Genomic DNA, 11,635 nt, shown 5'->3' with positions numbered 1-11,635 from the left:
TTTCGTAGTACTTTCAAATGTGAAGAATGAATTTATCTTGTTTATGATAAAATAAAAATATGCCAATGAGAAGAGAAACTAAACTAAAGATTATCGAAATTAGAAATGCTTTCATATCAATCGGCAAGCCGAATATAGAATTTCGAAAGTTAATTATGATTGAATATAATGGATTGATATCAAGTATCCATCCATAGTGTTTTTCTATTATTTTTTCTGGTTTATAAAAGATAGCACAAGTGTACATAATTAACATCAAAATAACGGACCAGAGATATTCCAAATCACGAAAATCTATTATAATATTAATTACAATTATAACCATTTGCTGTAAAAATGTAAATATTGGCATAAAGTAATTATATTGATTGAACTAATGGAGAAGAGTATACACAATCCCAATATGTTAAGAGTTAATGAAAACCTCATCAATCAGACAAATCGTATTGCATCTTTATCTTTTTACTAATACTATTTTTGTTTATCTAAGCAATTAGTAAAATCGGTAAAAAATTGCTTTACATTATCTGTATATTTTGTTCGCTCTTCTTCTGTTATATCCCTATTACCGATATATACGATTTTTAATAAAATAAAAGAGTGTCTGTTTGTCATAACAAATTGGTCAAGGTATGGTGGTATATTGACTTCTTTAACGTAATTCAGTTCTTTTATTGGTGGAAATTGTATTGTTATGAGTTTTATTTTTTAATTTCCTTGAAAATCTCAGGGTACTCTATTATGGAGTCAGCTACTAAATTAGACAGCTTATTTTTCTTATCGGTTATTTTATATAAATAAACAGTTTGATCAAAATAGACCCTAGCTTCCTCATACTTACGTTCTATATAAAGAATTTTTAATTTCATCAAAAATAAATCAGGAAGAAAACGAGTATTATATTCTTTTATAGAAAACTGAATGCCCTTTTCCACATAATTTAAAGATGCTTGTACTTCACCTTTTTCAAATAATATGTCGCTGATATTACATAATGCTGCCTGATAAATTTTCTTAGAAAATTGAGATATTTCAAATAAAGGATAGGGAGGATTTATATAATGAGTTTCCAACACAGTTAATAGTTCTTTTAAAATATGTATACCAACATTGTACTGATTTAATGAAAAATAATTCAGACTTGTACAATTTAGTAGTGATATCCCAATATTTGAGAATATATTATTAGAGATATCCTGTATCGAAAACTTTGGATTATCAACTTGAATCCCTTTATAGCAATAGTCTAAGGATGTATTATAATCTTTATCTATCAAGGATGAGCAAAGTGCTTTACCGTAATAAATGTATTGTAAATTTTGACCGTTTTTGAAATCCTCAAGTGTTTCATAGGTGCTGATTAATGATTGCAATAACGGTAAATCTCCGCTTTCTATAGCCGTATTTATGGCTTTCGTACCTTCTAACCCTATAATACTATTTTTAGTAAAATACATCTTATAATATTCATTTAAATCCAGATTAAATTTAATAGATAACTGATGCAAGAGATAGATGGAAGGTTCTGAATATCCTTTTTCAATTCTGTATATTTGCTTTGGAGTACAAATATCTTGAGCCAGTTTTTCCCTGGATAGATTATATTTTAATCTTAATTCCTGTAATAAATTACCGAAATGTTCGTATTTCATGACATCCTCCAATTTACAAATTTAGACATAAGTGTCCATTTACATTGGCGCTGTTTATGATTAAACTAAAAGTAAATAAGCTACTGGATGAGCCAGCCCCCCCTCCTTATCTGGTATCAACCGCTTAGATAGCGATTACTATCTAGGCGGGGTTAGAGCAGATAAAGCTGGCGCAATTTATATAGATTCCATATCAATTATCAGTTACTAACAAATACTAAATGCCTGACAGAAAATAAGTATAAGTGAAACTAGGATTCAGAACGAAAGAAAAGTGATGTTATATGGTGCTTGAATCTGATTGCCTTATGTAGGTTATACTTTAAAGATTTCAGGATAATCCCCTTTGGCTGAGTTTTCTAAATTAGTTATAGCAATTTTATTATCAGTAATTTTATAAAGGGAAAGAGTGTGATCATAGTATTCTTTGGCGTGATCATAATCTTTTAAGGAATAAAGGATTTTAAATTTCATAAAAATTAAGCCAGGAAGCCTTCGCATATTATATACTTTTAAAGAATATGAAATACCCTTTTCAGTATATGTGAGAGAATCTTCTATTTCGCCATGCTCAAATAAATGAATAGCCATACTATATAGTATTAATTGATACATCTTTTGCGCAAATTGCGTGGCTTGAAACAGTGGGTAAGGGGAATCGATTATAAAAGTCTCTAACATCTTTAGGACTCCGGTAAGTACCTTTAAGCCGTTGTCATACTGATCTAAAGCAAAGAAATTTTGGCTTATACAATTTAGGATACATATTCCAATATTGGAATACATATTTTCCGAAATGGTATCAATATTAAAATCAGGGCATTCTATTTGAAGAGCTTTGTAACAGAAGTCTGAAGAGGTATTGTAATCCTCATCCAAGAGGGCAGAGCAAAGTGCTTTACCGTAATAGATATGCTGAAGATTTTCTCCGTGTTTAAAATCCTCCAACTTTTCATATTTTTCAACTTCAGATTTTATTAATGGAGTATCATTATGTTCAATTGCAGCATTAATTGATTTTATCCCCTCCAAGCCTACAATCGTGTTACTGGTAAAATGCATCTTATAATATTCATTCAAATCCAAATTAAACTTAATCGAAAGTTGATGCAATAAGTAGATGGAAGGTTCAGAATAGCCCTTTTCAATCCGGTAGATCTGTTTCGGTGTACAGATATTCTGAGCGAGCTTTTCCCTGGACATATTATATTTTACCCTTAATTCCTGAAGCAAATTGCCAAAATGTTCATATTTCATTATAATCACCTATTAACTATCCTTTGTGTAAAATCTTGGGGTTCCCATATACTATTATATACATTTTTTGTAATTTTTAAATAGACATAAATGTCCATTTTATTGTATATTTAATTTGGAATTGTAATGTTAAGGTTTAAACAAAATTACCCGTATTTAAGTAAATTAAAGTACCTTTAACTGGAAAGAAGAGACTGATACATCTAGTGTGCATTTATAGACAAAGAAAAGAAAGCAGTATTGAATTGCATAAACAGATAAAAATTAATATCAAATAATAACTTAATTATAATTATTACTACTAATGAAACATACAAGAACATACAGACAAATAATATTATGATTGGAGACAGCTAGTATGAAGTTTGAAATTATCGGAAACATACATTATGTAGACGAAAGGCTAAATTTCATTATTTCTGATATAAGTGCATTTGAGGTATGCAGAATAGATTTATGTGTCGTTCATTCATGGTCAGACTGTCCTTCGGATTCATATGCCTGCTATGAAGCTGATTCATTTGGTGAAATTAATCTAGCTAAGGCAGCACCTGTGAAAGGTACGTATTCTGGCATCGATTCTATGGGATTGTTTGCGGGACTAAAAGATGCCAGGGGCTCCTTTAACAAAAGAAAGGAAAGAGACTTTACAAAAGAGTTTATAGAATGTAAATTTACTGTTACATATAAAAATCAAACCTTAAATAAAACCATCATAAGAAGTTTTCTATCATCTGAAATTGAATGTATCCATTTGAATCAGTTATTCCGTGGGGTCTATTTTTACCATAAGAAAGTTATATGCTATCATAAAGTAGTATTACTAGGTGGCTCAGAAGGCGTTATTAATCCAATTTTACCAATTGCGGCCTGTTTGGCCAATAAAGGTTTTAATGTACTTGCTCTTCAATATTTTGATCCTGATCAGAATTTGTCTATCGAACCCCTAGTATTTCCCAGAGTCTTGGAAACTATACCTGTAGATTATGTAGAATCAGCGATTGATTGGTTAAAGGGGACAGATTTAAGGAATAAAGTATACCTTTTGGGGGTTTCCAAAGGAGCAGAATTAGCTTTATTAACTGCTTCGTTAAATCGTTCCGTAAGTAAAGTTATTGCTATTTCACCATCAGCATATGTTAATCAGGGTCTATCCTTAACTCATTCTTCTTGGAGTTATCAAAATAAACCTTTGCCATATATTCATTATATCCCACTTATCCCTATTATTGACTGGATTAAGAATGTAATTCTTCAATGGATGAATATAGAAGGCGGGTATTTTATGACCTACGAAATAAGCAGAATGTTATCATTTCATAAAGAACTAAAGCGTATCAAAGTAGAAAACATCCAAGGAGATGTCTGTTTAATTGCAGGTAAAAGGGATTCGATGTGGAATAGTGTTTATGCTTTAAAGTTAATTAAAAAGATTATGGATACTAAAAATAAGGAGCATATATTTTGGGGATTGGTATATGAAGAATGTGGACACGAGTTTTATACTCCATTTATATTTCCTATTGATAGTGGCTTTAGAGGCAAAAAACCGGCTATTATGAAGGAGTATGAAGATTTCTGGCAGAAGGTAATTGAATTCTTAAAAGACTGATAAAGCCAGAGGTATAGTTATATTTATTTCAAATACTATCTAAATAACCTGACAATATATAACGAATAAATACGGAAACGATGATGAATATTCAGTAGTGTTTTATCAAATCTAAAAGGTTAGTTTATTAACTCATTATGTCTGATTTACAATGAGAGCATTGTAAATTTCCCTGCTCCAAGCTCATATATAAAAGAGATTACCGTAAGACTCCCAGATTAAGTGAATTTGTAACTTATAATTCTGTTTATTGATTATGATTTTTTTGAGTCTTTTCATGGCTCAATGTTTATACAAAAAATTGTTATATGTAAAATTGATATATAAAATTGATGTACATAACTTAGGGATACTGTTTATTTAACAATATCCTTTTTTATATGTCCTAAAGTATATAAGACGCCATAAAACAGGGGTTGAAAACCATTATACATTGTAACTATGGATAAACAAGAGAAAACAAACAGTTAGTATATGGTAGTTTGCTTTGATTAAGTAAGCATTTTACCCCTCGAATCCATATGTTTTTAGCTTTTTCTAGTGATATTATCGTCTTTTTATAAGTTTTGTTCGGAAAATACCCCAAATACCCCAAAATATAAAATTATATATCATATTGTATGTAAAAGTATAAAATCACATAACAAATTATTAACAACTGAGTATGCAGCAAAAAAACAGGAAAGTCGTTAAAGGAATAAACTGAAAAAAAGGCTGGAAGCGAGGAGTATGATGTCAGATTTTATCTTGTATTATGATAGATTAGAGGCGGTTGCAAATCATTCCAAGTCTCTGGGAAAACGGGCTGATGAATATGCTGCTGACTTAGAAAGAAAAATAATAAGCGGAATTGGGACTGTTACCGGACCGTCCTCTGGATACTTATTAAGTGCAAGTGATTCGGTAAGGGATAAAATTACTGCTTTGAAACAAAAATCCCAAGCATTCTATCAGTTTGCAGAACAGATTATGAAACTCCTTGAAGTTGCGGAACAAATGGATCAGGAAGTAGCAGATGCCATTACAGGCAGGAGAGGGGAGCTAGAGCACCGCAAGTCCCTGGGGTTAGAGAACTGGAAGGCAAAATTAATTGAGTTATTGGTGGACATCAAAAATGGGTCTCCGCCATTATCAACCATTGCAGATTTGTTAGGAGGTATGGCTGCCATCCACGAATCTCTGGAAGATTCCATAAAGCATTGGTATGAGACCGAAGCTGGAAAACGAAAAGGTAAGGAAGCAGCAGGTAAAATAGAAACTCATAATAATATAGCCGGAGTAGCAGCTACAGGGGCAGGTGTTGCCAGTTTGTTTCATGGGAAGGAATTTGATTTATTTAAAAATGGTCCCTTGAGCTTTTCTAACTTGAATAATTGGAAAGGAAATGGTAAGGTAGAGTTAAAGGATAACAACAAAAAAGTACATTCAAATGATTCTGTGGCTGATGGGTTAGGCAATACAGTTGCAGGCTTTCGACAACTTGAAATGCAGGACAATAGGAGCGTAAGCGAGCCTGAAGTTATATTTATAGCTAAAATGGAGTCCATTGGCATGACTTTTGATGAGGCTTATGACTTAACCGTTGCATTAAGAGTAAATAAAGGGATATTGACCAAAAAGCAGTATCGTGATTTTGGTTTTGCAGATGAATTTGGTATGGCATATGCAGAATTACAATATAAATTAGTCCAAGAAGGTATGACGGTGGAACAGATCGATTACTTGAATTCCAGTGAAAGGCTGGCTCAGGCAGTAACGATGTCCATAGGAATGCTGGTAACTGCCGGGGTTAGTATCCGGGGATCAGGAAGTATTGCGAGAAGCGTTAAGAGGACGAGTAATGTTCCTAAGGGAGCGGGTAAGAGTATTAATCCAAATGAAATTAGGTTTAGCCAGAGTTCTGTAAATGGTGCAGATGATATTATTACAAGTATGAAGAAAGATGGCTGGGTTGGAGATCCAATTGATGTAGTTAAAATGCCTGATGGAAGTTATACCACCATTGACAATACAAGGGTTGCAGCAGCAAGAGAAGCTGGGATTAATGTTCAGGCTAACGTACATAATTATAACGATCCATTGCCAAGTAATTTTGTCAACCGTTTTACAACTCCAAAGGGAGTCCCATCTACGTGGGGTGAAGCTACAAACTTAAGAATACTTAAACAAAATTCAGCATTTAGAGAAAATTATCCATCGGGATCATTTGATATGCCTAAAATGAAAAATTAAAGGAGTATTAAAAATGTTAGAAAAATTAAAAGAATATGAGAATTTACTTGGTTATAAATACTCTGATGCATATCTAAAGGTTGTTGAACTTAAATTACTTGATTTTGACAACTGGTTTTTAATGAGCTTTGAGCAATTGGTGGATCGAAGGGAGGAACTAATTAAAAGATACCCCAATAGAAATCTGGTTCCTTTTGCCGGAAGATACGATAGCGATGACATTGCATGTTTTGAAATAGATTTTGGCGAAAAAGTATTTATTGTTCACGATTATGCGACTGAAGGATTTGAAAGAAGGCAAGAATTTGATGACTTTTGGTCGTGGTTTATTAGCGCTATTAAAGAACTCATTGGAATAGAGTAAGGAAGTGAAATCATGAATTATTCTGAATTAAGTAAGGAAGTATCTTATGCTTTACGTCATGCACCATGGGAGTATGAACTGGAGATGGATGAAAACGGTGGTGTACCACTAGAGCAATTATTAGCTTCTTTACGCCTAATTTCAAAATGGGAACATCTTACTGAGAAAGATTTAGTGGAAATGATTGAAATATCAGAAAAGAAGCGACATGAAATTTATGATGGTAAAATCAAAGCAGTTTATGGACATTCTATACCTATGAAAATTATTAAAGAAGAAAAGATGCCCCCAGAATTTTTATACCATGGAACAGCAAGAAGATTTCTAAATTCTATTAAGGAAAATGGTTTATTACCCCAAAGTAGGCAGTATGTCCATTTATCACAAAACATTGAAACGGCTGAGACAGTAGGGAAAAGGCATGATAATAAGCCATGTATTTTAATGATTGATTCCTTAAAAGCTTGGAATGATGGGATAAAGTTTTATTATGGTAATGAAAAGGTGTGGTTAGCAGATATGGTGCCTTACAAGTACGTTTTAGAAAATAACAATAAAGCTTCCAATCTGTAAATTTACCAAGAGAGCACAGGAAAGGAGCTTAGAATACGGCTGGTTTCAGTTTTAATCTAAGCTCTTTTCCAGTTTATAATTTGTATCTGGTGGTATTTTATGCAGTGTACCCATACAGACACCTTAGAAAGCCAATGGAGCGAGATAAGAAGTGAAAATGTTTTACTTTATATCTCGCTATTTTTAATTTGTGACAATTTTTTGAACACAAAAATGAAATATTGTTATTGAATTATTATAGGAAGTAATATATACTATAAAATAAACACAATTATAAAAAAATGTATTTGAAAAATGGTGAAACTATGGAAAAAATTGATATAGCAAAAAAAGTTATAAAACAATCTGGTGGTATTGCGAAAACATCGACTTTGAATAAAGTTGGATTACAAAATTTTGAAATTGTTAAATTGTGCGAAAAAGGCGAATTGGAGAGAGTTAAACACGGATATTATCAGGTTGCAAATAATGAAGATGTGTCTGAAGAACAGATGATTGCCTCTTTTTTTAAGGAAGGTATCATTTGTATGGAATCGGCATTGTTTCATTATGGATATAGCGATAAAACGCCATTGGTTTGGACGATTGCTGTGCCAAGAACTATTACACGGTCAAAAACAAAAATAGATAATTTTGCGTATAAAGTATACTTTGTACAGAATGAGAAGCTTATGATAGGCAAAACAGAGGGTATATTTAATGGAATTAAGCTGCCGGTGTATGACAGAGAACGTACAATTTGTGATTGTTTTAAATATCGAACAAAAATGGATAGTGAATTATTTAATAAAGCAATTAATGCATATGTTGCTGATGAAAAGAAAAATCTTGCAAACTTATCAAAATACGCAAAAGAAATGCGATTATATAAAAAAGTAAATGATTTAATGGGAGTGTTATTGAATGGGTGATATTGTAGCTTCAGTTAATTAATGGAGGTTGTTGTATGGAAGATGAATTAGAATATATCAAAAGATTGGAGACAAGTAAGTTAATTGAAATAATACAAGATATTTTTGGATTTGAGGAAACTAGTGCAGCATTGCTTGAGTTATATAATAGAGATATTAATAAAACCCTTGAATTAGGTATAGATATTCTTGAAAATAATAAGGGTGATGATTATTTGCAAGCTACCGTTTTTGATATTATATATGATATTAATCCGATGAAAACATTGGATTGCATCTATAAACGAAAAGCTGATATTGGAGTAGTACTATTAGGAGATATAATGTCTGAAGTATCTATTGAAATTAAAAAGACAAATATTCAAATACCAGATGAGTTATTAAATTTATTATTGGAAAGATATCATAATCTAGATGAATATGAACAAAATAAAATAATTGATGATTTTAGAAAATTTGAAGAGAACATTAATGCTAGGAGTCGTTCGTGACTCCATAAATCTTCCGCACTAATGGGAATTTCTTGCGCTTACGAACACGCTTACGACCCCAATGCCAGAATTTCGACCCCATGGTTCATCCCTGCTTTTGGAGTAAAATAGGGCGAGAAATTTTCAATTCAGGATTATATGAATAGTTGCAATTATGCAACTTGAATATGAAAAACTAAACTAGCTTATATGCGACATTTTTTGTAAAAGCAACCGGAAGACGAACAGTGTTTACGGAATGATGAAAAATAAGACAGAAACTAGATTGGGATGATGGAGCAGGTGAAGAGTGGGCTAGATTAAGCCATAAGGAGCATGGTATTGTTTATATGATCAATTCCAATATAGGTATAATATTTGCTAGAAAAAGTTATGAAAGTAAGATCCATCAAGCTCTTTTTTTAAAGTATGAGGTATTTATTACTGAAAATTATGATAAAGATGATTGGTTTATTGATTTGGGTAAATTAAAAACAGATGTAAGTCAGATTAGCTGGCATGCTACCGAAGAAGCTGTTAATCCTAATAAATTTAGCCTAAACGATTTATATTTTGCAACAGTTTAAAAGACTTAATTAAATAAATTCATTCCATGAACCCTAGCGAAAATTATGTTCTAATAGTGAACAAATAAGCTGCTGGTAACTCAATATCATATAAGGGTTGTAAGATAGTCAAAAGTAAATGAACCTAACACCTGGGAAACCTTTGAAGAGGCTATAGCCACGGTAGGCATACAGTCTCAGACGGTACTCTGACAATTATACAGGCAACAGAAAAGCCGCTGGTAGCCCATTAAGACCGAAGCGGCTTGTTGTGTTAAGAGGTTCGCAGACTGCCTACGGCTGCCGTGGGGTTTTTTCAACAGGGACTACTGCCAAGGAAGAGGAAAAAGTATGGAAAAATTAAGAGAAATGAATCGGGATATTTTCAAAAACAATTTACTAAAAACAGTTGAAGAAATAAAAAAAATAATGATTTTAAATATTAATGAGGTGAAATTTAAAATAGTTGCTGTTTCAGAGCCAGATAAACCTTTAAATGCTAGAGATGATTCTATGAGACTTGTAGCATTAAGTGAAAAAAATGTTGGTTCAAGATTATTATCCCTGGATGAAGCTACAAGGCTTTTATCATGTAAAGCCCCATTCGTTCCAATTTGGATAAATGTTTCATTTTTAGAATCAACAGAAAAAGAAGCAGTTTTCAAATTAGAAACTAGTTTACGTTTCAGAAAACCATCATTGTTAAGAAATGTTGAAACGGGTCATGCCCCGTTTAAAGCAATTATAAATAGTTGGTTAAATATGGAAAAAATTTTTAATAATGTGATGCTAAATAGAATGACTTTTGTAGAATTTAAGAACGATATTAAATTTGAATTCTATGATTCTTCAAATGGAAATGATGTGGGTGAAATTTACTGTAAAAATATATTTGCTTTTAATTATCATACAGTATTAGAGCCAAATGAAGAAGCTATGCCATGTTTAGTTTTAGAGGTTAGTTCTACTAAACTTGAAAAAGACGAAATTAGCTTGGGATTTGAAAAACTGAATTATGCATTTTCCTTTTCAGATGGACCAGCTATTCCTATTAGTAATGAGTATTACTTAATAAAAATTCAAGGTGGTCCAATTGATGTTTCTGTAGTTTGTCATCAAGTGGAGGTGAAAAAAATATAGATTTGTAAAGTATAGGAATGTTAGTTGAGAGCAGAAGAATATAATGTAACCATAAAAAATACGACACACTCATCATTAGGTGTACAGATCATGAAAAGTGATTTTATAAAAACAGAATTCTTTCCCATCTTAGCATTAAATTTGTGCTATGTAAATTATTGCAAATTTTAGTTTTAAAGAAAATAAAATGTGGTGAAAAATGAGAGTAACAATAGAAAAGATAATAAAGAATATAGAAAATGGATATAAAGTTTATTTTAGCAATCAATACGGAAATGCTACAGCTATTTGGAATGGTGATAAACCATTAATTAGCAAAGAGTATTATGCTGAAATAGAAGTGACTGGAGTATTAATTTGGGAAAAGGATATATTTAAATCAGATAAAATTAATAGAATTGAAGAATTGGAAAATGGTAAAGTAGGTTTATATGGTGTTTTAGAATCTATTGAAGATGATGGATATGCAGTAGTAAGAATAGGTGATAGTATTCTTGCTATTGAAACACAAGACATACCACTTAAGATTAATAGCTGCGTAATGGTTAGTGCAGAAAATATATTACTTTATAAAGTAGATTATTAAGACATATCATTTAGGTCACACAGTTTCGGCTGGTGTGACCTTTTTCTTTACAGTTTATTATTCAGAAAAGATAAAGCGGAAATGATTCTGGACTGCATCCAGCATGATGGAACTACCTTTCGGGTACCAGGACTCCAGAGATTTTATTGTGACAATGGATAAACAAGCAGTTAGTATATGGCAGGTAGTTTGTTTTAATTAAGTAAGCGTTCTACCCCTCGTATCCATATGATTTTAGCTTTTTCTAGTAATATTATCGTCTTTTTTTATAA

General features: G+C 31.8%; 12 protein-coding genes. 9 read left to right on the top strand and 3 right to left on the bottom strand.

The features are described 5' to 3' along the window. Nucleotides 1-13 precede the first annotated feature (13 nt). The 3 genes from QA584_RS28770 to QA584_RS26050 all read right to left on the bottom strand — a co-directional run bounded on the left by QA584_RS28770 (nucleotide 14) and on the right by QA584_RS26050 (nucleotide 2,909). A complete protein-coding gene (locus QA584_RS28770; RefSeq protein ID WP_278275238.1) occupies nucleotides 14-325 on the bottom strand; it encodes an ABC transporter permease in 312 nt (103 codons plus the stop codon). 376 nt (nucleotides 326-701) lie between these two features. Continuing rightward, entirely contained in the window at nucleotides 702-1,652 is a 951-nt protein-coding gene (locus QA584_RS26055) for a helix-turn-helix transcriptional regulator (protein ID WP_278272018.1), read from the bottom strand. 315 nt (nucleotides 1,653-1,967) lie between these two features. After that, complete coding sequence (locus QA584_RS26050) at nucleotides 1,968-2,909, bottom strand: helix-turn-helix transcriptional regulator (protein ID WP_278272017.1); 942 nt, start codon at nucleotides 2,907-2,909, stop codon at nucleotides 1,968-1,970. Between the two features lie 358 nt (nucleotides 2,910-3,267). On the opposite strand from QA584_RS26050, the gene QA584_RS26045 reads away from it, so the two are divergent. From QA584_RS26045 to QA584_RS26005, 9 genes are all read left to right on the top strand, one after another. After that, entirely contained in the window at nucleotides 3,268-4,521 is a 1,254-nt protein-coding gene (locus tag QA584_RS26045; protein ID WP_278272016.1) for an acyl-CoA thioesterase/bile acid-CoA:amino acid N-acyltransferase family protein, read from the top strand. A 729-nt stretch (nucleotides 4,522-5,250) separates the two neighbouring features. Next, nucleotides 5,251-6,753, top strand: coding sequence for a hypothetical protein (locus tag QA584_RS26040; RefSeq protein WP_278272015.1), 1,503 nt, complete (start codon nucleotides 5,251-5,253; stop codon nucleotides 6,751-6,753). 13 nt (nucleotides 6,754-6,766) lie between these two features. Next, nucleotides 6,767-7,117 carry a hypothetical protein gene (locus tag QA584_RS26035; protein WP_278272014.1) on the top strand — a complete coding sequence of 117 codons (351 nt, stop codon included), beginning with the start codon at nucleotides 6,767-6,769 and terminating at the stop codon, nucleotides 7,115-7,117. 12 nt (nucleotides 7,118-7,129) lie between these two features. Beyond that, entirely contained in the window at nucleotides 7,130-7,690 is a 561-nt protein-coding gene (locus QA584_RS26030) for an RNA 2'-phosphotransferase (protein WP_278272013.1), read from the top strand. A 305-nt stretch (nucleotides 7,691-7,995) separates the two neighbouring features. Beyond that, nucleotides 7,996-8,601: an abortive phage infection protein gene (locus QA584_RS26025; RefSeq protein WP_278272012.1), complete on the top strand. Its 606-nt coding sequence runs from the start codon at nucleotides 7,996-7,998 to the stop codon at nucleotides 8,599-8,601. A gap of 35 nt (nucleotides 8,602-8,636) precedes the next feature. Further along, nucleotides 8,637-9,092 (top strand): hypothetical protein, encoded by a 456-nt coding sequence (locus tag QA584_RS26020; RefSeq protein ID WP_278272011.1) that lies wholly within the window; start codon nucleotides 8,637-8,639, stop codon nucleotides 9,090-9,092. Nucleotides 9,093-9,421: 329 nt separating this feature from the next. Continuing rightward, nucleotides 9,422-9,658 (top strand): hypothetical protein, encoded by a 237-nt coding sequence (locus tag QA584_RS26015; protein WP_278272010.1) that lies wholly within the window; start codon nucleotides 9,422-9,424, stop codon nucleotides 9,656-9,658. 330 nt (nucleotides 9,659-9,988) lie between these two features. Next, nucleotides 9,989-10,777: a hypothetical protein gene (locus QA584_RS26010; protein WP_278272009.1), complete on the top strand. Its 789-nt coding sequence runs from the start codon at nucleotides 9,989-9,991 to the stop codon at nucleotides 10,775-10,777. Nucleotides 10,778-10,976: 199 nt separating this feature from the next. After that, entirely contained in the window at nucleotides 10,977-11,363 is a 387-nt protein-coding gene (locus QA584_RS26005; protein ID WP_278272008.1) for a hypothetical protein, read from the top strand. Nucleotides 11,364-11,635 lie beyond the last annotated feature (272 nt).

Source organism: Anaerocolumna sp. AGMB13025 (assembly GCF_029689925.1).
Classification (GTDB): domain Bacteria; phylum Bacillota; class Clostridia; order Lachnospirales; family Lachnospiraceae; genus Anaerocolumna.
This window is presented reverse-complemented; position numbering and strand designations above follow the sequence as displayed.

Excerpts from the sequence above, each read along its gene's own strand:
- QA584_RS26050 (WP_278272017.1), bottom strand. The coding sequence starts at position 2,909 with ATGAAATATGAACATTTTGGCAATTTGCTTCAGGAATTAAGGGTAAAA.
- QA584_RS26030 (WP_278272013.1), top strand. The coding sequence starts at position 7,130 with ATGAATTATTCTGAATTAAGTAAGGAAGTATCTTATGCTTTACGTCAT.
- QA584_RS26015 (WP_278272010.1), top strand. The coding sequence starts at position 9,422 with ATGATCAATTCCAATATAGGTATAATATTTGCTAGAAAAAGTTATGAA.
- QA584_RS28770 (WP_278275238.1), bottom strand. The coding sequence starts at position 325 with ATGGTTATAATTGTAATTAATATTATAATAGATTTTCGTGATTTGGAA.
- QA584_RS26010 (WP_278272009.1), top strand. The coding sequence starts at position 9,989 with ATGGAAAAATTAAGAGAAATGAATCGGGATATTTTCAAAAACAATTTA.
- QA584_RS26040 (WP_278272015.1), top strand. The coding sequence starts at position 5,251 with ATGATGTCAGATTTTATCTTGTATTATGATAGATTAGAGGCGGTTGCA.
- QA584_RS26005 (WP_278272008.1), top strand. The coding sequence starts at position 10,977 with ATGAGAGTAACAATAGAAAAGATAATAAAGAATATAGAAAATGGATAT.
- QA584_RS26045 (WP_278272016.1), top strand. The coding sequence starts at position 3,268 with ATGAAGTTTGAAATTATCGGAAACATACATTATGTAGACGAAAGGCTA.
- QA584_RS26055 (WP_278272018.1), bottom strand. The coding sequence starts at position 1,652 with ATGAAATACGAACATTTCGGTAATTTATTACAGGAATTAAGATTAAAA.
- QA584_RS26035 (WP_278272014.1), top strand. The coding sequence starts at position 6,767 with ATGTTAGAAAAATTAAAAGAATATGAGAATTTACTTGGTTATAAATAC.
- QA584_RS26020 (WP_278272011.1), top strand. The coding sequence starts at position 8,637 with ATGGAAGATGAATTAGAATATATCAAAAGATTGGAGACAAGTAAGTTA.
- QA584_RS26025 (WP_278272012.1), top strand. The coding sequence starts at position 7,996 with ATGGAAAAAATTGATATAGCAAAAAAAGTTATAAAACAATCTGGTGGT.